We start from the raw sequence: 21400 nt of genomic DNA, 5'->3' as shown, positions 1-21400 counted from the left end.
AGCCGCTCCGGTTGCTGCGAATGTCTGAGGACATTCGGTCAACCTACGCCCCCATGTGAGAGTAGCACACTGTCCCTGGCCGGCTACGGGGCTCCCGTTCTAAAGAAGCTTTTTGGCGAATATTCGTGTAATGCGAAGGAAACACGTATTGAGCAGCATTTGAAAAGGCAATAGATAGTCTTTTCTTTACCCTATCAGGATAGCTCAACGCACTGTTGCCGGATAAATGCTGTTTCAATGAAAATGACATGAATAAACATAAAGCATGTAAATGATGTGAGGATTTAAAATAAGCCCAATTGGGGTTGGGTTAATTCTTCAAATGAGATATTGATTGTGGGTAAGATACTTTCAGCAATGGGTCGTATTTGTTTTTCGATATAATGCTCGTAATCTAAACCATGTTCCTGATAGTCAGTTGTTTGAGGCCCGCCTTTGGTCATTACATATTGCACACTTGACCGATAGGTATACTGCATCGGTTTTTTAAGATGGCGGTTTTTAGTTTCAGCTTCTTGCGCTGCACGTACATGCGGCGGGATGTTTTTGATATATTCAGCCAAGGGTTTACCCAACCTTTTGCGATACACGAGCTTGGTATCAAAGTGCCCCAGCCGAATACCTTCTATAGTGTCTACCACATACTGCTTTACGGGCTCGTTGTTAAACACCTTCAGGTACAATGCCTGCTGAAACTCTTTCGCTAATAAAGTCCAGTCTGAGCGGACCGTTTCAAGTCCTTTAAAAACAAGAGTCTCTGGCTGTTTATTTTTTATCAGGCCAGCATAGCGTTTCTTGCTGCCTTGCTCAGAGCCACGAATAGTAGGCATAAAAAACTTATCAAAACAGGTTTCAAACTCTATTTCTAAATGGCACTGTAAGTTAAATTCATTGTGAAGCTTTTGCCGCCATAAGCGATTGACTGTGTCTTCAAGATGCTTGCCTAGCTTAAGAGCTTCGTCGCGGCTCTTAGCGCCGGCCACATGAACAAAAGTAGAGTCTGTATCTCCATAGATTACCTTTACCCCTTCTGCTTCAATCCAGGCGGCGGTGGTTTGCATTATTTCATGGCCCCTTAGCGTGATAGAGCTCGCCAGACGAGGGTCATAAAACGGACATCCGCTACTGCCTAATACCCCATAAAAAGAATTCATCAGAATTTTAATAGCTTGCGAGCGAGGCGCGTCATTCAGTCGTTTAGCTTCATCGCGTTGCAACCATAAGTTAGCGATAATTTGGGGAAGGTAATGCTTGTCTCGTGAAAAACATGCGCCCTTAAAACCGGGTATAGCGTTATCGGGTTGCCTTAACCCTTCAGCTAGTCCAAGAGGATCAATTTTAAATGTTCGAATAATGGACGGGTACAAGCTTTTGAAGTCTAGAACCAATACATAATCATACAAGCCTGGTTGGGAAGTCATTACATACCCTCCGGGGCTCGCCAGACCACCGTCGGCAGGCCGAATGCCGCATACATAGCCACTGCGATGAAGTCGGGGCAGATACACATTTATAAAAGCGGCTACCGAGCCCCCGGGGCGCGAGATATCCAACCCGGTTAGTGTGCTTCTTAGTATGAGAAAGTCGATCAATTGTGCTTTAGACTCTATTTGATTAACCAGTTCGCAGTCCTCGAAATTATATTGAGCCAATTGCAGCGGATTGTTTTTGTATAAAGCCTTAATCGCTGAGAGTTGATCCGTTTCTGTTACCAGTTTGCTTTTGTTCAGCAGTTCACTTGCAACCGAATTCAAACTATAGCTGTCGAAATGCCAGGCCATTGTTTTTAGCGCTTCGATACCATCAACTATCGCCCGCCCGGGAAGCTCAACATAAATACCGGTGTCCCATTGTCGCACCGATAAAATGCTACCGTTACGCCCCATAGCAAGTGACATGTTATGAACTTTCGCACGCCGCTGCAGTACGGCGAAATCAAACTGCTTAACGTTCCACCCTATCAAAACATCGGGATCGTATTCATTGATAAGCGCAACAATACGCTGTAGTAGGTGTTTCTCAGTGGGGACTACTTCTAACAGAAACTGGGTATCACCGGGGGTAGCAACTGGGCGATCGTAGACTAACACTACCCGCTTTAAGGTTGGGCTACTTAGCCCAATTGAAAAAAGATGTTCGTGTTCATCACATTCAATATCAAGACTTAATGTTGTCAGTGCAGGTGTGTAGGTTGCGCCTTTAATCTGTGCTTCAATAAGTTGTTTGTTGGGTAAATACTGTGCGCGATATTGAATGCTACCGAAAGCAAATCGTTCCATTAAAAAACGGTCCGCGAGCTTTATATCTCCTTCATAAAGCTCTATGCCTTGCTGATGCAGAGCCTGGCGAACCGAAAAAGGCAATCGGTCGGGAGCATAGCGAAGTAGGCTTACCGGCTGCTGTGAAAGTGTACTAAATTTTACTTGTTCAACCGTAACGTGTAAGCGATGCTGACGTAATAAGTCGCTAGCCTGAAGCGCATGTTCTTGCAGTACAAAGCATACATTTTTTTGAGCGGTAGAGTGCAGACAAAGAGGTCCCTCGTCTGTGGCTAGCCATAGCTCAATCTTTTCTTCGTTGTTGTGCTTTATCAGACGCTTGGTGAGAATAAAGCCCAGACCCGTTTTATAGTTTTCTGGGGTTTGATTTGTCACGTTTGCCCGTAGATACGAATACAGTCACGTCCGGCTTCTTTTGCTGCATAAAGGGCTTCGTCAGCCATGTTCATAAGCTGGGCGACATCTTCACTTTCTCTGCCGCTGACCAATCCAACAGAAACCGACAAACTGATTTCTTCACGATTAATATCTGCCGGAACGGCTTTAACTTTCTCACTAAAACTCTGCAGTAGGGTATACGCGCTTTGCGCGCAGGTATGTGGAAAAACGAAGAAAAATTCTTCGCCCCCAATTCTTCCTAAAATATCTGTATTTCTAAACGACCGGGACGCCAAATTGGCAAAACCTCTCAAAATATCGTCCCCGGCTTGATGACCATAGGTGTCGTTAATATTTTTAAAATAATCTAAATCCAGAATAGCCATCGAAATAAAATCATCATGTCGGTGGGCAAGATTGAGCTGTTGATTGGTATCTTCAAGGGTTTTACGGCGAGTGAGTAAGTTGGTGAGTCCATCCTGATTCGCTAATGTTTCATATTTTTTCTGATGCTTTCTGCTGATACGATGCTGTAAAAGTAGGAGCAAACAAATTACAGCCAGTAACGTAACCACAATAGCGGTGTACCCACGCTGTTTGCGCTCGTTAGCCAGCGCAGCCTGTTGGCGGAGGTTTTGCTCTTGCAAAAGCGCGTTTTGTGAACGCTGTTGCTCAGTTTCAAAAGCAGCTTGCAACTTAATGAGACGTTGACTGTTTTGTTCGTTTTGCAGACGCCGCTCATCTTTCATCATGGTGAGCAGTAAGTTATAGGCCTTTTGATAGCGATCATCTAAAGCGTAAGTTTCGGCTTTAAGTCTGTTTATTTGTATGCGGTGCGGCAAAAACGCATCCCCCGTGGCGAGTTCTTTCGCGCTTGAAAGATATTGCATAGCTGCTTCGGCTTTTTGCTGAATCAACATTATTTTAGCTTGTGCCAACAATACACCAATCTGCTGAAAAGGATTTTTAGCCTGTTCAAAAAAATGTAAGGCATCGACCAGATAGGTTTGCGCCGCTTCTATTTGGCCACGCTTGATAAGTACCTGAGATATTTCCTGATAGCTATACGCGGCGCCCTGTATATCGCGAATTTCCAAGGCTAAGCGAGCCGACTCAATCAGTAGCTCCAGCCCTTCCTGCTGCTTATTCAACTTAAGATAACTACGCCCCAGGCCAAATAAAGTATTCGCCAATTCAAGCCGTCGATTTTGCTTGCTGTAATAGACTTTTGCCTGCTCAAAGTAGGGGATAGCTAACTCTGGTTCATCTCGGTATTCATACACTAAGGCAATCATGCCGCTAAAGTCGGCCGGAGTTAATAGTAAACTGTGTGTTTCAGCAAGCCGGTAACCTTCCTGAAACCGGTTAAGTGCTTCATCGGTTTCACTCAAAACAAGATTGGTATAACCGGCCACACTTAATGCGTAAGCCAATAATTCGTTTGAGTTGTTCTGACGAGCCCACTGTAGAGCGCCGTCCACCAGAATTTCGGCTTCGCGGGGGCGTCCTAAACCTTTTAATGCCTCCGCTTTAGCCAGGTTAAGGTACGCTATTAACCAAGGCTGGGTGGTTCCTTTTAGTAGGCTCAGCCCTAGTTTGGCTTGTTCAAGTGCCTGATCGTGTAATATAAGAGAAGCATAGGCCCGGCTGGCGAAAAAATGATGGATTGCTTTTTCAGTACCTTTGAGCTGCGGTAAATCGTTAATGGTTTTATCCAGCACCATTCGCGGATCGTCACGAACCGCTTTAAGCTTATCGACACTAACCGCAGACCATTTATGTATCGTATCAGCAGATACGCCTTCTGTTATTAAAACAAGCCAAAGTACCACCCAGGTTTTGAACCACAAACGCCAGAAAGGAGTTTTAAAAACTAATTGACTTCGATTTATTTTCAAGACGATACAACTCTTTGGCGTGATATTTTATCCAACGCCTATGATAGTGCTCCATTGCTAAGTAAACAATGGTTCTGCAAGGGTTTTCGAACCTGAGAACATCATGGCTGGGTGGGAAATACTGTCAATAAGATCGGTTGACTTGTGCAAGGTACACTCTAAGCTGAACTAAAGTTCAACAAAGCCGAATTTTATGAGTAAACTCATTCTTTCCTTAGACGGTGGTGGTATCAGAGGTGCGGCCAGCATTCAATTTTTACGCAAGGTAGAAGCTCAGTTGCAGCGTAATCATCAAACTTCCTTGCGTGATTGCGTTGACCTGTATGCGGGTACCAGCACCGGAGCGGTTATTGCGCTTGCATTAGCGACTACCCAGCTGTCGGTGGAGCAAATTAATAACCTATATAATGCCCAAACCGCAAAAAAGATTTTCACCCCCAATAAGGGCTGGTTCGAATTTGACGGTATTAATGCCCCAAAGTATGAAGGGCAAAATAAACAACAAGTATTGAAGCATCACTTTGCAGGCGCACGTTTAGCCAATGCCCGAAAAAATGATTCGCATATATTGGTGGTGACATTTGGGGTGGAATACCACCGTCCCAAAATTTTTAAAACATCTGATGAAACACATCATCAGTTTGCAAGTTACATTATTGCCGATGCGTCTACAGCGGCCCCCACTTATTTTCCTAGTGTGGCGGTGCCTAATTTGGAAACCGGGCACCAGCAGTGGCTCATTGATGGCGGAGTGGTAGCAAACAATCCCGCTATGTGCGCCATTGCCGAAAGTCGGCGACTGTGGACAAAAACTCCATTAGAAGACGTACGTTTAATATCTATTGGTACCGGAAAGCGAACCCGTAAAATAAATGGGCCGGCAACTCAGGAATGGGGCGCGTTGCAATGGATGCGCCAGGGGCAAATTGTTGATGTGTTGTCTGACGAGCAACTGGTCGCATATCAGGCCTCCAGTATAATGTCGGATGGGAAATATCTACGGATCAACGCCCAAATGCGAGAACAGCCCGGTCTACCTTATCCTCCGGATGATGCGATGGATGACATTAGTCAGACCAATATCGACAAACTCAAGCAGCTTGGAAACTTTTGGTTTGAAGAATATGGTCAGGCAGTAGTGGCAATGCTATTAGATACTTATAGTGGGCCATCGCTTGATGCTATAGACCCACATACAGGAAAACCCCGGCCAATACGGTAACGGGGGGCTACCAACGCTGAATTGCCCAGTTTATTGCAATCACTGCAATGGCCGCAGAAGTTATTGGCATAATAAGTTTTGCGTACAGCCTTACAAACCTAAGTGACAGTAAAATAGGCAATAACACCGCTACTATTACCAATTGGCCTATTTCTACCCCTATATTAAATGAGGCGATAGTAAGCAGCGGTTTGGTAGCAGTACTTTGTAATTCGGCAAATACGCTGGCAAACCCCATGCCGTGTAACAGCCCAAATGCAAAGGTAATAAACCCTAACCTGCGTACTAACGGCCAGATATTGTTTAAGGCCGTTAGCAAAACAGATATCGCGATACCTAATTCAACCCATCGGCTGGAAGGTGTGTACCAACCCAGTGCAGTAGAGGTCAAAGTGAGCGAGTGGGCCAATGTGAAGGCAGTAACCAAATAGACGGTTTGCTTTATAATTTCTTTACGACTGTGCTCGGGATTCCATTTATGTTTATGTCGGCACAAATTTACAGTAAGCAAAGTAGCAATTAAAAAGAGAATATGGTCGATACCAATCCAGATATGAATAATACCTTCATACACAAAGTTTTTTATTGTAGTAAGCGTACTTTGTGAAGCAAGGTCTAACGCTACCTTATTGTCTTGTGTGGTGAGGACCTGAGTAAACGTATTCTGCAGATTTGAGAAGGTGAACAAAAGCTTATGTGATGGGTCCTGCAAAAATATGCCTGAATAAGCTAAAGCTAAATTGTTACTGGCAGGGCAGGTGAAGGTAAGCGGAATATAAATCAGCTGTTGCCCTGAAACACGATGAAGCTCTAATGCATTGGTACCTGGCTGGCATAGTTTTTTGTCAGCGGTAAGCTGAACATGTTCGTACGCGTATCGCTGTATGCTGTCAGTCTGAGATTGCGCTTCTTGCCAGGTGAGCTGATTGTCATTATTTGTATCCAGACCTAAAGCCTGATGAAGGTCAAAAGGCTGTAATAATATAGCGCCTGAAAAAGTACTTTCAGATTCTGCCTTTAACGAGATATATCCGTTGCTTAGTTCGTGCGCTGAGGCAGCCTGGCACAACAGGAATAAAGTAAAAAAAAGAGCCCAAGACTGTTTAACTAATCTCATTAAGTATTATCTACCTGTGCCTGTGATAAAGAAAGCCCGGTCCGCTTGAGTAGATGCTTGTCTTCAAGGCCTTTAGCTACATCATAGTTAATGCGCGCATAATGCTGCGCTTTTTTCTCGTCGGGCTTAACATCCAGGTAATAGCGTGCAATATAGGCTGCATGAGACCAATCCTGGCGCCATATACGAAGAGAAATACGCTGCTCTGCCCGGGTTTGCCAGTAGGTGTCGGTACCTACCTGTTTTTCTGCGGTGGCTAACAACAGCAATATTGAATCATCTAATTCATCTGCTTCTTTAGCCACGGGCGAAAGTCTTGACAGCAAATCAGAATAATTTTGTAGCGCAAGCTGGGCCTGGCCCCACAACGAAACAGTAGCCGTTGCCGCATCGTTTAAGGAGATTGGTTCAATATGAGTCAGGGCCTGGTCAGGCCGCTCTAAAGAAAGCGCCATAAACGCCAGCGTTTGGTTTACCCACCGTTTAACATCCTGCGATTGCCGGGTGCCCAAGGCGGCCGCTAACTGTTGTAGCTTTTGGTACGATGTTGCTGATGGAGTTTGTTGAAAGCGAGCATCTAACATACATGTTAATGCCACTAAGTGGGCATTGCCAGAAGCCAGTTTTTTGCAGGTCTCTGCGCTTTTTTCATGTAATCCTAAATTATTATAAACGGAAGCAAGAAGTATAAGAGAGGAGGGGGAATTCAAAGGGCTTAGCTTTTTTGCTGCTTCGCTAAAATTATGATTGCGCTGTAATATACTTGCTTCAATAAATGTCAGCTCTTCAGCAGACATTTGAGAATTTTCACTGGAATTTAAAGATTGTATCAGTTGTTTAAGTGGTGCGGCTGAATGTCCAAATTGCTGAGTTTGATTCAGTACTGTTAAAGCCTGTGTGTAAGTGTATGTTTCAGAAGCGCTGTCAGGCCATGAAGCAATGACATCGTTAGCAGAGGGGGATACTTGTTCAGCCTGAATATTTCCAGTCATTATAAAAAGTAATAAAGACAGACTGTATTTAAAAATACTCACAATAGGTCCTCTATTAAATTATAGCGGCCATCCCTGACCGCTATATTTGTTACCAGTTTTGCTAACAGCGATTACTGACCAAGTAGATCATCAAAAGCTGCTGGATCTTCAACATCCTGAGTGAACTCTCTACCATTAACAGATAGCGGTTCATCCGTAGCGCTTTGCGCAAACGCGGCGCGTACATAAGATGATATAGCAACTTGCTGAGCTTCTACTGTAATAGTAATCGTAGCTTCTACAGGGTCACTTTCTGAATCCGTAACTGCAAATACAAACGCATCTTCACCAGTAAACTCCGATTTTGGAGTATAAGTAAAACTGCCATTGTCTTCTATAGTCACGCTACCATTACCCGGTTCGTCCACCAACGAGAAAACCAGTGGATCCTCATCTTCATCGGTGCCGGTTAACTGGTCGCTAAAGGGTGTGTCGGCTTCAGTAACAAAAGCTTCTGACACCGCTTCAGGTGCGTTATTCGGTTCGTCAAATACGTCGTTGTCGTCGTCATCGAAACAACCTGACAACACCATACTTAGCGAGGCTACCAATAATACTTTCTTCATAATACCTCCTTATTCTGCAGAGCCAGCAATAGGCGTCATCAGATAGGGGAATGCCGTAGTTGCAATATCAGAATTAACCGGCGCACCGTCTGTGTAAGGCACATTACCCGTATTAGCATCTTCTGGGGCACACAGACCCAAGTCGGTATCTTCACCATTTACAGGTACTGGGTAGCACAAACGACCCATAACCACACGAAGAGCAATGTCAACTACATCATCACCAGGACGACGACCATTCGGGAAGCCTGCAAGGTCATCACCTGCTACACCAAATGCTGATTGATCAGCGGCCGGCGTGGCGGGAATACCTGTGTTTAGACGCATCATTTCAGAAGGCGTTACTGTTTGTTGCTGGTTCACACCTTCAAATCCGGTTAAAAACGCGGCGACTAAGTCGTTACGTGGGAAGTTTGTAGGTGCAAGCGTTTCGAACTCAGCTCCAAGTGTGGAGTTAACTGCATCTTTAAACAGGATATTCAGTAATTCTGGCAAAACCGGATTAGTTACGTAGTCAGCAAATTGCGCATCATCTTTAGGTTCTGCAGCTGAGAAGGTATCTTTATCAGGTAAGCCAATAACTAATTCATTTACCAGCGGATTACCCAAACGAGACACCTGAGTCATGGCTCCGCCATTCACTTCTGGTTTTTCAAATGTAGCATTTGGATTAAGAATACGTGCTTGTGGCAGGCTGGCTGTGGTCCACCCACCAATAACACCATTACCATCGCCAGTCAGACATTCTTTAGGAACTTCAATGGCTATAGAAGTAACATTTTTGTCTTTCAAATCGTTATTGGCAGGATCTTGTGTAATGCCACCTGGGAAACCGCCGTCGTCATTAGCACCTGGAGCACTGTCGCCTTCAACCGGCACATAATTAACCAGGTCAAAAGTATCGCCCAGATTAACTACAAACGGGTCTTTACGCTGACCTACGAAAACTTTGCCGTTTGCATCACATCCTGCCATTGCAAAACTGTATACAAACTGGTTGGCATAGCGTTGATACTCTTCAGGGCTTGTAAATGTTTTATTGCCGATATAATCAAGTGGCTTTTGAAAGCTATCGCCTTCACTGGGTGATAGTTCGGTACGTTCGCCGTTCCGCATATCGCCACTTACCATGGTCATATCGTAAAGCTCGATAAAGTTGGCTGCGCTCGCATCGTCAGCTGAAATAGGGCCGATATTTTTAAGCGGTACGTTAATCATTTTCTGATTGTCAGCTGGTCCTACAGGCAGGGCCAGGCCTTCACCGTCGGCAGCCAGGTTATTATCAAACTTAAAAGAAAAACTAATGTCTTCTACGGCATCGCCGTCGTTATCGATATGGATTGAATATTGTGCAGCTGGGTCCATAGCAAAATAGTTAGGGCCACCGTAGGGGTCTTGCAAAGGAATATAGTTAGCAATAAGCGTTACGTACCCTTCGCGACCGCTTTCATAACTATTAAACATATAGAAATCGGTTGAATCGACAGTAGGCAGGCGGGTGATATTTGGCGCTTCTCTATGACTTGAGGCTATAGCCCCTGACGCAACTAACGCGCCGGTAAGTGCAACAGCTAAAGGTGTAAGTTTATGCATGATCTATCCTTGCTTGTTAAGAATGTACAATGACCATACGCATATTAGACTAAAGTTGATTCATTTATAGGTGAAATAGTTGTTAAGTTAACTTAATGAAGATGTAATGGAATGTTTTATAATTTTCTGTTATTGCGGAAATAATATAGACTTTTATCTATAGGCCTTTTATTGTGGAATATACCTTAATTAGTAACTAATTTAAAGATAACCCAACTCAAATAACGTCATAGCTAAATCTTCAGGGTCTAGGGGCTTACGAATAAACTTCACTGCTCCCAAGCCCATCACGATTCGCTGCTTCTCGGGTTGGAAATCGGCGCTGATAACCACGGTATGCGGCTTCTGATGCTTATCGACAAGGTGTTCCAACACGCCTACGCCGTCTATTTCAGGCATAGTAAGGTCAAGTAGTAATAATTCGAACGGGGTTTTATTTAATAGCGCAATTGCTTCTTTACCATTAGCGGCTTCACAAATGTCGTACTCCAGCTCAGGAGGCAGTGCACGTATGGCATTACGCCGAGACAACCTTGAGTCGTCGGTAACCAATACTCGCATAACCATAGTGTCACCTTAATCAATAAAAAACCGGTTAAACAACGAAAACTGCAAAACATGGGTAGAACACGTCAGGTATTGTGAGGTACAGACGTCGACAGCCGAGGTCTCTTTAATAGTAAAAAGGTCGATAATTTAAAATCTTGTTATTTGAAATAAATTCACTGTATAGAGTTTACAGTCAGAAAAAGCGCGTAGGATATTAACGTTAATACCTATTAAATATATCGCATACTTTTTTGTATTAATCGGGACTTTGTTTTAAGCCTTGAAGTAAAAAGCTACAGCCTGCTGACAGCACTTACCAACTTTAGACACTGCACAATGGGGTCCGCAACTCATATCCGGAACGTTATCTGATTTAAGCGGAGCACATCCTATCGAACGGGTGTACATTCAACCTGGTAAGCCAAAGCTGAACAGATGTATTGAGCGTTTTGCTGGCTCATTTTGCAGAGAATTTTTCGATGCTTACCCATTCAAGGGCATGGGTAAAATAATATAAATAGCGTGGTTCTGGTAACTAAATTACACCGAAAAAAAACCTGCGAAAGTCAGGGTTTTCTGCCAGTGTCAGCTTACCGAGCTAAATCAGGCAAGGTTAGAAAACTCTGATTTAAAACTGACTCATAATGGGGCTAGACAGGCGCATACCCGCAAAAGCTGCTGTACGAAGAATGTTATAAATTCTTCGTACAGCGTTATCCGTTATGCAGAAGCCCGGTATTTAACCGGTTGCGACACAGTATTGCTATTTTCAGGCATAGCAATATCAATTTGAACGGGTAAATGGTCAGACATTATCCGGGTTCGTTCATTTTTAAGTTTTTTTACCCGACGTACACGAATATCTGATGTAGTCCAAACCCTATCTAACGAAAACAGCGGAAAGCGACTTGGAAATGTGGCGCCAATTTTGTATTGAGTGAGCGTTTCATCCAGGCCTTTAAACGCGGATGTAAAAAATTGCCATTCGTTAAAATCACCCGCCAAAACAAGCGGGGTAGGGCGTCGCCTTAATTTATCCGCGATGTATTCGTGTAACTGCCCAAACTGAGAACGACGTTCGTGCTTTTTGAGTCCTTTGTGAGTATTTACTACGGTCAAAGGTCCGTCAGGGGTTTCTACAGTAACCATTTGAATGTTACGCGGTTGAAATCCTTCCTGACTTACGTCCAGCGTTTGACTTTCAAGTACCGGAAACCGTGTTAATACCGCATTACCATACCAGCCAGACTCGGAGCTTAGCGCTGGTGAAGGCACTAAATGGTAAACACTGCCCGCACAAATATCCCGAATATCCTTAATAACATCTCGCTCAGGCGCGCGGGTATCCATTTCTTGCAGTAAAACGATGTCAGCATCTCGCTCAGCAAGGTAGTTTCCAATGCGGCGATAGTCATGTTTTTTATCCTGACCAACGCCGCTATGTATGTTGTAACTAATTATGCGGCACATTCTTCTGATTTTGCCTTTTCTTTTTGCTTACGTTCCTGATACCAGCGGGCAAACTTTTGTGAGCCCCATATCATCAGACCCCACAGCACAATACCGCCGACTAAATAAGAAATTGTTTGAGGTGATGGATTACGAAAAATTTGAGTAATAGAGTCGCCCACCAGTCCTTTTGCGATCATTGGGGGAAACATACCTAAAAAAGTTCCCATCAAAAACTGGAATATACCAATGGATGAGATTCCCGCTACCAGATTCACCAAGCTAAATGGCGCAATGGGTAACATTCGTATCGCGGCCACGCCCACAATACCACTGGATTTGAGCTTTTGGTCCACGGCCTCAACTTTTGGGCCACCCACTTTTTTAAGGCCGGTATTTCCTAGTAACTTACCTATACCAAACATAGAGGCCGAGCTTAACAACGCCCCAAGCATTCCATAAATGGGCCCCCAGATCGGACCAAATACTGCAGCTACCGCAATAGATAAGACCGTTACCGGGAAGAACAAGAGCCCACCAACAAGATAGACCAATAGCACCGTAGGTAAGGCAAAGTAGGTGCCCCGGCTTTCTTCAAGAAACGCGTTGATGCTGTCTGCGCTTAGCCATGAAATAGACTGACTGGCCCAGAACATCAGCCCGCCTAAAATTGCGATAACAAGGAGCCCAATACCAATCATAATGGTACGACGCCGAGGGTTTTTTACCGGTAAAGACTGGCCATCCAGCGTGGGCATCGCAATAAGCGGTTCTTCTGGATCAGAAAAAGAACGAAACAGATTGTCAGAGGGCTGGTCAGTAAATATCTCGTCGTTTACCTGGGTAAGTATGTAGCCGTGGGCACGCTGATTTTCGATGATGGACCGGGCTGGCGTATCGCTTTTCATCAACTGCGCCGTATCGGCCAGTTCGCGCCCAGTATGCTCAGCAATCAAATCGTCACGCATTCTGATAATATTTTGTTGGTTGTGCTCGGTATTGCCGTACAAAACGGTGTCAATTTCAGTATCAAGCGTCATAGAGCGATTGCTCAGGTTTGACGAACCGATAACCAGGTATTGATCATCAATGGTCATAACTTTCGAATGAATACGTTTATAAGCCGAGCGACTTTGTTCATCGGTTATCGACGAATATGACATGATAATTCGGTCAGAATCGACACCCTGAAACAGAATCTTTTTAAATTCAATGCGGCTTGCCCAAAATGCTTCACACTCAAACCGCCCTTTAGGTTCGTACGAGCTTATAATGATGACATTAAGTTGTGGACAGGCTTTTAACCGGCTATTCAGTGCCTCTGCAATTTCCTGGCGACTGGTAAATTGGTTTTCGATATAAATAACGCGTTCGGCCTGACTAATTAAGTCAAGCAACATGTTGCGAACTTCCTGAACAGGTTCTACTTCGTCCATAAATGGAATGGTTCTGGCCAAAGCGCATTCGACGTTTTCAAACCAGGGTTCATACGCCTCAGGCCATGCGTCGGGTAATGGGTCGTCTAATTTATTTTTTGCACTTTCACGAATATCGATAGGCTGAGATTCTGCCACACGCAGCCAACGCCAACGCACAAGTTCAGCAAAATCTTTAACCAGAGGCCCTGAATATACAGCCTGAACATCATGCAAAGGCCCATATTCACCATCTGGCCCGTCTCGCTCGCTTGACTCGACAGGGTGATCGCGGGTGTCCCACCGGTTGGTCGAGACGTCCATTCCGCCTGAAAACACCACCTCATCATCGATAATTACAATTTTCTGATGCTGGCTGCCACCCATAGGAATGGTGTCATCAAGTACGGTTTCAACATTATCGGGAGTTTTTTCATCCCACACTTCTTTTGCCCACATCTCTCGTTGAGCAAAAAATGCTAACGATGAGTCCCAGCGAAGCAGATATATATTAATCTCAGGATTTTGTTCGGCTTTCCATGCGAGTAAATCACTGATTACAGAAGGTGCTTCGCTGTTCGCTTCATCTTCACCACGAATAAGACGAATTCGACTATCAATGTCCCAACCCACAATAAATATTGAATGCTTTGCTTTGGCAATAGAGGAATGCAATGCTTTATAATAATTTGCGCAGTCAATAAGCGGCGCAGCAAAACTGGCCTTGCTACTAACCCAACAATTCTCTCCCTGCTGAAAAATCGAATTCGAATTCGACATTTGAGCCTCCTGACTTCTTTCTTTGGCTATTTTTTAATTTGCTATAAGGGCAGGTGTTGCAAAAAACGTTCCACAAGGCACATATAAGAAGAAGGTGCAAGCTTCTGATTTTTAGGGATATTTGAGAAGGTTACTGCCTGAAAATACTAAAATAGGGTGGGGCCTACAGAGGTTCATGTAGATTTTACTTATTCATTTATAACGACTTTTAGTTTTATAAAAAACAAGAGGAAATAGCAGGTCGAATGACTTTGCAAGTATCCCCAGGACAAAAGCAAATTACCGTGCTAATGCTGAGCTTTGCCACCACTTCATACTATTTAAATTTTTTGCGTTTACACTATTTCAAGCAGAAAACAGTTAGGTAATATCTGAGCATATAGGTTTCAAAGACACTCGCTGACTATGTCGAATGCCTTCGATATTGTGCATCAGGTATAAATTATCCGAAATAGCGTATTACGTAAGATCAGATGCTGTGGGCAATGCCTCAAAGGCACCAAAGCGTGTCACTGTGACTGCACCGCAGCGCATGGCAAACGATACCGCTTCAAGCAGACGTTGACGCTCTTCTACAAATGCGCTGAACTGGTGAAAGCTGGTAATAGACTGACTCATTGAATATAAAAAGCCTCCGATGAAAGAATCGCCGGCAGCAGTCGTGTCTTTCACCGTGGTTTCGGGCACCTGACATTCGCCATTAAACGCATTGGTATAATACCGAACCGGTTGGGCACCATCGGTCACCAATACAAGCTGTACTGTGCCTGACAGCCACTGCTGAATAACCTCTTCAGACTGTTCGCCGTACAGCTGCTCAAGCTCTTCATTGCTGGATTTGATAATGTGCATCTGTGCCGCCGCCTCAAAAATAGATTGAGCGATGTTAGGCGTGTCTTTTTTCCAAAAGGCAGGGCGATAGTTAATATCCATACACAGCACACTTTGTTGCTGTTCAGCCCGTGAAATTAATGCCTGCGCACTGGCGCTAAGTCCGGGAGTAGAAAACGAGCCGCTGCAAAGGTGTACTATGGTGTCATCACCCACGTTCACTTTTGCTATGTCTTCAGCGCAAATGGTGGTGTGCGCCGCATTATCCAAATAAAAATCGAAGCTACGCTCGCCAGAATCATCCAGACTGACAAAAGCCAGGGCGGTTTTGGCTTCGCTTTGCTGAACATATTGGGTATCGACCTGATAATTGTTCAAAGTGTTAACCAGAAATCGTCCAAACTGGTCATTTCCTACCTTTGATATCAACGCACTTCGGCCACCTAACTTTGCAATGGCTACCGCAACATTTGCCGGAGCTCCCCCTGCAAACGGCTGAAATATCTGAGCTGTAGGCGCTTGTGGGTCTGTTGTAGCAGTACCCAACATATCGATAAGTACTTCACCTATTGCCAATACCTGCATGGTTGTTTCCTTTTGTACCTGATAAGCGTTTATTTACGCCTGAATACCTGTAATAGACAAACAGTATTTATGAATTCAGCGAATAAATCAACCAGGTTTACTTAATATTGTAATTATGGGATAACAGTGTTATCTGTGAAATTACGGTGTTTGAACCTGAAATGTATACCAATAATAAGTTTTCAGCCTGTTCCTCATTTTGTGAGCAACTGCCATTAAGCGCAAACGCCCGGCGCGCGCTAACCCTGTTGCGCAGTGGTTACGCTATGCCAAAAGCAGACATCGCCAGAAGTCTGGGGATCAGCGCGCAGGCGGTGACCAAAATGTTTACGCAGCTCGAAGCGCTGGAGCTAATAAAGCGCGGTGCACCCGATAAAGGCCGGGTGGGGCAGCCCACCGTCCCGTTTATGTTAAACCCTCGCGGCGCATTTAGTCTTGGCCTGAAAGTCGGAAGACGCAGTTTTGTGCTGTCTTTAATGGACTTATCCGGGGCGATAATTGACAGTTACCAGCAAACCTTCGATACCCCTCAAACCGATAAGCTGGAACAATTTGTCAGCACCCATCTGCCGCTACTTTATCGGCAGTTGAGCCAGGAAGAGCGTACACGGGTAGTAGGTCTGGGCGTGGCGATGCCATTTGAGATCTGGAACTGGCCGGCCTATACCCGGGTCCCCGCGGTACCACTGGAAAACTGGCAGCACTACAACATTGTCGGGGCGTTACAGCATCTATCAGGTTTGCCGGTGCAACTGTGTAACGACGACACCGCGGCATGTGAAGCAGAATTACTATGGGGCAACTACCCCGAACCGGCCAGTTTTGTGTATGTCTATATCGGTAGTTTTGCCGGCGGCGGAATTGTGCACCATGGTAAGGTGTTGTACGGCGCCCACCACAACGCTGGCGCCTTAGGCTCTCTTAGCGTGCCGGACCCCGCAGGCCAGCCGGCGCAGCTACTAACCCAGGCATCGCTTTATTCGCTGGAGCAGGATCTGAATACACAGCAGTGGGCAGCACTGTGGGACGGCGACACCCACTGGCCCGGACTTGCCGAAACTCTGAATCCCTGGTTACAACAGGCGGCAAGAGCGCTGGCTCATGCCGGCCTTAATTGTCAGGCGGTGCTCGATACACAGCACCTTATCGTTGAAGGTAATCTTCCGGAATGGGTAAAAGAGCAGCTGGTGGCCGCTATCAATGAGCAGTTAAAGCATCTGGACTGGCGGGGGCTGCATGCTATTAAGGCGCGTCCAGGATTAGTGGGGGGCAACGCGCAGGTTATGGGCAGTGCCAATTTACCGTTAGCCAGCCGGCTGTTTTTACATACTCCGGGCCATTAGAATTTTATTAAGATGGATCGTAGATGCGGAAACTACGTAATCTATGGTAGTGCTTTTTTAGTTTTGGTTTCGATAACCGCAAAGGATCAGGCTATGTTAACTGTTGTTGCTACCTTACAGTGTACTGAAGAAAATCTGGAACATGTCATCAGTGCTCTTAAAACCCTGCAGTTTCACTCACGCCAGGAAAAGGGCTGTGAACGCTATGATATTGCCCGGCGCATTACTGAGCAACATATTGAAATTGTGATCACAGAGCTTTGGGCGTCTGCAGCTGCCCTTGAGGCACATTTTAATGCAGACCATTTTACCCGCTTTAGTGCACAGGCAGAAAAGATCGTGCTAAACAGTGAAGTGAAAAAATACGAAGTGATTGAAGCCGATTAAGCTGCTAAAAAATGAAGATAAAAAAATGGCCCCTTTCGGAGCCATCTTGATTTAACTAAATACGAATAACTGCGGTGCTACGGCGTGATAATCAACCGCCATGGCAATGCTTAATATCGTGATATTGAGAATGGAGAAGCCAAACACCTGGCGTGCCCATTTGGTTTCATCTACGTCATTGCGATAACCACGTAGTGCCATAACCAGCCACCAAATGCTGGTGGTTGCAGCAACGGCCATAAAGCCCAATCCGGTATACCCGCTCAATGGTAACAACATGGTAACCAACGCATATACCGCAATATATAGCACGATATGCAATTTGGCTTTTTCAATACCCTGAGCCACCGGTAATACCGGAATATTCGCAGCTTCATAGTCTTTGTAGCGAAAGATGGCAATGGCGTAAGAATGCGGCATTTGCCACAAACTAAACATGACCAGCAAGATAGCCGCGCCTGCATCAAATTGTGCAGTGACCGCACAATAACCAACCACCGGCGGAACAGCCCCTGACAGGCTGCCCACCAATGTGCCGTAAACTGAATTCCGTTTCATGTACAAGCTGTAAACGCCTACATAAACTACGTAGCCTAATGCTGCAAAAAATACAGCCACGGCATTAGTAAAGTAGGCCAGCAGGGCAAACCCTGCGATTCCTAATACTACACCGTGAGCAAACGCTGCTTTAACAGACATTTCGCCGGTCACCGTTACCCGGGTTTTAGTTCGCTGCATTCTGGCATCAATGTCCCGATCAATACAATTATTGATGGCACAGCCAGAGGCAACAACCAGCGACAAACCTACTAAAGTAGCTACCATCAATAACCCGTCCACCTCACCGCGCGAAGCCAGTAAAAAGCCTCCGGCAACAGAGATTAGGTTACCCATGATTATGCCAGGTTTTGTCACCTGTAAATAACGTCGGAACATTTAATCAGTTTCTCCCGCTAACAACTCAATATCGGGATGTTGTACCAGCCGCGAGGCTAGTACATCATCATGGCGTTAGACTCGTAGATAATCCAAATGGACAGACCTACTACCATCACAATAACCAGGGCGCTGAATAAAAATGAGAACGTGCTGGCACGACCATCTTCAGTAACAAAGTTAAGGTGTAAAAAGAACTTCAGGTGTACCCATAACTGCACTATTGCAGTAACGACAACAATCCATAGTGTCGTTGTTTTGCTGAAGTCGCCTTCCATTACGGTCCAAAAAGGAATCACTGTTAAAATCACCGATAACACAAACCCAATAATATAGGATTTTACGTCACCGTGATTATCAACATGTTCTTCTTCGGCATTTCCAGGGGTGGCTGAATGAGAATGACTATGGCTCATTACATCGCTCCAATCAAATAGACAACGGTAAATACGCAAATCCAGACAATGTCCAGGAAGTGCCAGAACAAGCTCAGGCAGCTAAGACGCGTTACCGTTTGATTACCCAGTCCGCGGCGCAAAATTTCGATGATCAATATCGTCATCCAAATTAAGCCTGCGGTTACGTGCAGACCGTGCAAACCTACCAGCGCAAAGAACGCTGACAAAAACGCGCTTTCGCCCGGTCCATTACCGTTTACAATCAGATGATGAAATTCATAGATTTCCATACCGATAAACGCAGCACCAAAGGCAAAGGTGACCCCGAGCCACAGTAGCGTTTTGGCTTGCTTTTGGGCGTGAGCCGCAATCATTGCAAAACCAAAGGTGATACTACTAAGAAGCAGGGCAGCGGTTTCTACTGCCACAAAATCTAGTTCGAAAATGTCTTTGCCCGACACGCCGCCCGCAGTGTTCATAAACAGCACGGCGTAGGTTGCAAAGAAAGAGGCGAACAACAAACAGTCGGTCATCAGATATAGCCAGAAGCCAAATATCGTGTCACCGCTTGTATCATGGTGCTCGTGGTCATGACTGTCGTCATGACCGTTTACATCATCATTAGGATTTAAGCTTGCTGCATTAGAACTCATGCTTGTACCTCTTTTGACGCATTGTTGATGTGTTCATCTTCAATGCGTTTAATCTCATCAGGTTGCACATAGTAATCAACATCTTTGGTGTAACACCGCATGATGTAGAAACCAATGCCACCAACCAGACCTACAATGGCTAGCCACCAGATGTGCCAGATCATTGCGAAACAAAATACGGTCAAACTACCGCTAATTAACACACCCGCCGGCGTATTTTTAGGCATATGAATCGGCGCGTATTTGTCGTACTCCTGGTACGCCTCGCCTTTTTCTTTCATATCAGTCCACGTATCTATGTCACTTACATGAGGAATTTTGGCAAAGTTATAAAACTGCGGCGGTGAGGCAGTAGACCATTCTAGAGTATGGCCATTCCACGGATCGCCGGTTTTATCATCCAGTGCTTCACGGTTCATGAAGCTGACTACCAGTTGAATAAGCTGGAATAAAATACCGAAGGCAATAACTACCGCACCAAAGGCCGCGATATACAACCAGATATTCCAGTCTGGATTATTGGTTGAGTTAAGACGACGTGTCATTCCTAAGAAGCCCAGTACGTACAACGGCATAAAGGCTAATAAGAAACCAATCTGCCAGCACCAGAACGCGCGCTTACCCCATTGCTCATCAAGTTTGAAGCCCATCGCTTTAGGGAACCAGTAAACAAAACCTGCAAGATAACCAAATACCGCACCACCAATAATGGTGTTATGGAAGTGAGCAATCAAAAACAGACTGTTGTGCAGAACATAGTCAGCGCCTGGAATGGCCAGCAAAACACCTGTCATACCACCAATAGTAAAGGTCACGATAAAACCAATAGACCACAAAATAGGAGTACCGATAATCAAACGGCCACGATAAATTGTGAAAATCCAGTTAAACAGTTTTACCCCGGTCGGCACCGCAATAATCATGGTCATAATACCAAAGAACGCATTAACGTTGGCACTTGAGCCCATAGTAAAGAAGTGATGCAACCAAACAATAAACCCTAGAATGGCGATTGCGCCACTGGCGTAAACCATTGATTTATAGCCAAACAAACGTTTTGCTGTAAAGGTTGAAATAATTTCTGAGAAAATACCAAATGCCGGCAGAACCAGAATATAAACTTCAGGGTGACCCCATGCCCAGAACAGGTTGATGTACATCATAGAGTTACCACCGGCTTCATTCGTGAAGAAGTGGAAATCCAGATATCGGTCTAAGGTCAGCATCGCTAATACCGCAGTCAAAATTGGGAATGACGCAGCAATCAGAATGTTGGCCCAGGTACACGTCCAGGTGAAAATAGGCATTTGCATTAGTTTCATGCCCGGTGCACGCATCTTAAATACAGTTACCAGGAAGTTAACTGCAGTTAGTAGCGTACCGAGTCCGGATATTTGCAAGGCCCAAATGTAGTAATCAACACCCACCCCCGGACTGTATTGCAGACCCGACAACGGTGGGTACGCAACCCAACCCGTTTGCGCAAACTCACCCAAACCTAAAGATAGGTTGATAAGAATGGCGCCACCGGCAGTCATCCAGAAACTAAGGTTATTCAAAAACGGGAACGCAACATCACGGGCGCCCACCTGCAACGGAACAATAATGTTCATCAGACCAATCATAAATGGCATGGCCATGAAGATGATCATAATGACACCGTGCGCGGTGAATATCTGGTCGTAATGTTCCGGTGGCAAATACCCCTCAGCACCGTTGGTGGCCAGGGCTAACTGCGAACGCATCATGATAGCATCGGCAAAGCCGCGCAACAGCATGATAAGCGCTAATATGATGTACATGACACCCAGGCGTTTATGGTCGATAGATGTGATCCAATCGTTCCATAGTACGCCCCATTTATCATATTTGGTGATCAAAACGGCAAGCGTAATGCCTAATATTGCCACCACGGTCAGCGTAGTCATGATAATAGGATCATGATACGGCACCGCTTCAATTGATAATTTACCTAAGAAAGACATGA

18 protein-coding genes are annotated in these 21400 nt (G+C 45.1%); 4 read left to right on the top strand and 14 right to left on the bottom strand.

What is annotated here, in order from left to right; translation table 11 throughout:
• Positions 1-284 precede the first annotated feature (284 nt).
• Positions 285-2654, bottom strand: coding sequence for a DNA polymerase II (locus tag JK130_RS14540; protein ID WP_218355053.1), 2370 nt, complete (start codon positions 2652-2654; stop codon positions 285-287).
• A complete protein-coding gene (locus tag JK130_RS14535; RefSeq protein ID WP_218355052.1) occupies positions 2651-4555 on the bottom strand; it encodes a diguanylate cyclase in 1905 nt (634 codons plus the stop codon). Before JK130_RS14535 ends, JK130_RS14540 begins: the two co-directional genes overlap by 4 nt.
• A 193-nt stretch (positions 4556-4748) precedes the next feature.
• Between JK130_RS14535 and JK130_RS14530 the strand changes: the two genes are divergently transcribed.
• Positions 4749-5777: a patatin-like phospholipase family protein gene (locus JK130_RS14530; protein ID WP_218355051.1), complete on the top strand. Its 1029-nt coding sequence runs from the start codon at positions 4749-4751 to the stop codon at positions 5775-5777.
• Positions 5778-5784: 7 nt separating this feature from the next.
• On the opposite strand, the gene JK130_RS14525 is transcribed toward JK130_RS14530, so the two are convergent.
• The 5 genes from JK130_RS14525 to JK130_RS14505 all read right to left on the bottom strand — a co-directional run bounded on the left by JK130_RS14525 (position 5785) and on the right by JK130_RS14505 (position 10654).
• Complete coding sequence (locus JK130_RS14525; protein WP_218355050.1) at positions 5785-6894, bottom strand: HupE/UreJ family protein; 1110 nt, start codon at positions 6892-6894, stop codon at positions 5785-5787.
• Positions 6894-7928, bottom strand: a complete 1035-nt coding sequence (locus JK130_RS14520; protein WP_218355049.1) for a hypothetical protein — start codon at positions 7926-7928, stop codon at positions 6894-6896. The genes JK130_RS14525 and JK130_RS14520 overlap by 1 nt, the downstream gene beginning before the upstream one ends.
• Positions 7929-7999: 71 nt before the next feature.
• The gene (locus tag JK130_RS14515; RefSeq protein ID WP_218355048.1) at positions 8000-8494 is read right to left on the bottom strand and encodes an Ig-like domain-containing protein; all 495 of its coding nucleotides are present in this window, start codon (positions 8492-8494) and stop codon (positions 8000-8002) included.
• 9 nt (positions 8495-8503) lie between these two features.
• The gene (locus tag JK130_RS14510; protein ID WP_218355047.1) at positions 8504-10087 is read right to left on the bottom strand and encodes a DUF4331 domain-containing protein; all 1584 of its coding nucleotides are present in this window, start codon (positions 10085-10087) and stop codon (positions 8504-8506) included.
• Positions 10088-10288: 201 nt separating this feature from the next.
• Positions 10289-10654: a response regulator gene (locus tag JK130_RS14505; protein WP_218355046.1), complete on the bottom strand. Its 366-nt coding sequence runs from the start codon at positions 10652-10654 to the stop codon at positions 10289-10291.
• Between the two features lie 382 nt (positions 10655-11036).
• Between JK130_RS14505 and JK130_RS16850 the strand changes: the two genes are divergently transcribed.
• Positions 11037-11153 (top strand): integrase core domain-containing protein, encoded by a 117-nt coding sequence (locus JK130_RS16850; RefSeq protein ID WP_218355045.1) that lies wholly within the window; start codon positions 11037-11039, stop codon positions 11151-11153.
• Positions 11154-11356: 203 nt separating this feature from the next.
• On the opposite strand, the gene JK130_RS14495 is transcribed toward JK130_RS16850, so the two are convergent.
• The 3 genes from JK130_RS14495 to JK130_RS14485 form a co-directional block, all read right to left on the bottom strand.
• Complete coding sequence (locus JK130_RS14495) at positions 11357-12106, bottom strand: endonuclease/exonuclease/phosphatase family protein (protein WP_218355044.1); 750 nt, start codon at positions 12104-12106, stop codon at positions 11357-11359.
• Positions 12094-14280 carry a VTT domain-containing protein gene (locus JK130_RS14490; RefSeq protein ID WP_218355043.1) on the bottom strand — a complete coding sequence of 729 codons (2187 nt, stop codon included), beginning with the start codon at positions 14278-14280 and terminating at the stop codon, positions 12094-12096. Before JK130_RS14490 ends, JK130_RS14495 begins: the two co-directional genes overlap by 13 nt.
• Positions 14281-14739: 459 nt before the next feature.
• Entirely contained in the window at positions 14740-15696 is a 957-nt protein-coding gene (locus JK130_RS14485) for a carbohydrate kinase family protein (RefSeq protein ID WP_218355042.1), read from the bottom strand.
• Positions 15697-15842: 146 nt separating this feature from the next.
• Between JK130_RS14485 and JK130_RS14480 the strand changes: the two genes are divergently transcribed.
• Together JK130_RS14480 and JK130_RS14475 are read left to right on the top strand one after the other, a co-directional pair.
• Complete coding sequence (locus JK130_RS14480) at positions 15843-17039, top strand: ROK family transcriptional regulator (protein WP_218355041.1); 1197 nt, start codon at positions 15843-15845, stop codon at positions 17037-17039.
• Positions 17040-17132: 93 nt separating this feature from the next.
• Positions 17133-17426, top strand: a complete 294-nt coding sequence (locus JK130_RS14475; RefSeq protein ID WP_218355040.1) for a putative quinol monooxygenase — start codon at positions 17133-17135, stop codon at positions 17424-17426.
• 51 nt (positions 17427-17477) lie between these two features.
• Here the strand turns inward: JK130_RS14475 and cyoE are convergent, their stop codons facing one another.
• Genes cyoE through cyoB form a run of 4 tightly spaced genes read right to left on the bottom strand, consistent with a single transcriptional unit; the run spans position 17478 to position 21398 of the window.
• Entirely contained in the window at positions 17478-18362 is an 885-nt protein-coding gene (cyoE, locus tag JK130_RS14470; RefSeq protein WP_218355039.1) for a heme o synthase, read from the bottom strand.
• Positions 18363-18418: 56 nt separating this feature from the next.
• Positions 18419-18778 carry a cytochrome o ubiquinol oxidase subunit IV gene (gene cyoD, locus JK130_RS14465; RefSeq protein ID WP_218355038.1) on the bottom strand — a complete coding sequence of 120 codons (360 nt, stop codon included), beginning with the start codon at positions 18776-18778 and terminating at the stop codon, positions 18419-18421.
• Positions 18778-19413, bottom strand: coding sequence for a cytochrome o ubiquinol oxidase subunit III (cyoC, locus tag JK130_RS14460; RefSeq protein WP_218355037.1), 636 nt, complete (start codon positions 19411-19413; stop codon positions 18778-18780). Before cyoC ends, cyoD begins: the two co-directional genes overlap by 1 nt.
• Positions 19410-21398, bottom strand: coding sequence for a cytochrome o ubiquinol oxidase subunit I (cyoB, locus tag JK130_RS14455; protein ID WP_218355036.1), 1989 nt, complete (start codon positions 21396-21398; stop codon positions 19410-19412). The genes cyoC and cyoB overlap by 4 nt, the downstream gene beginning before the upstream one ends.
• Between the last annotated feature and the right edge of the window lie 2 nt (positions 21399-21400).

It is taken from the genome of Alteromonas lipotrueiana (assembly GCF_019249245.1).
Lineage (GTDB): Bacteria > Pseudomonadota > Gammaproteobacteria > Enterobacterales > Alteromonadaceae > Alteromonas > Alteromonas lipotrueiana.
The sequence above is the reverse complement of the archived record's forward strand: the minus strand, read 5'-3'. Positions and strand labels throughout refer to the sequence as shown.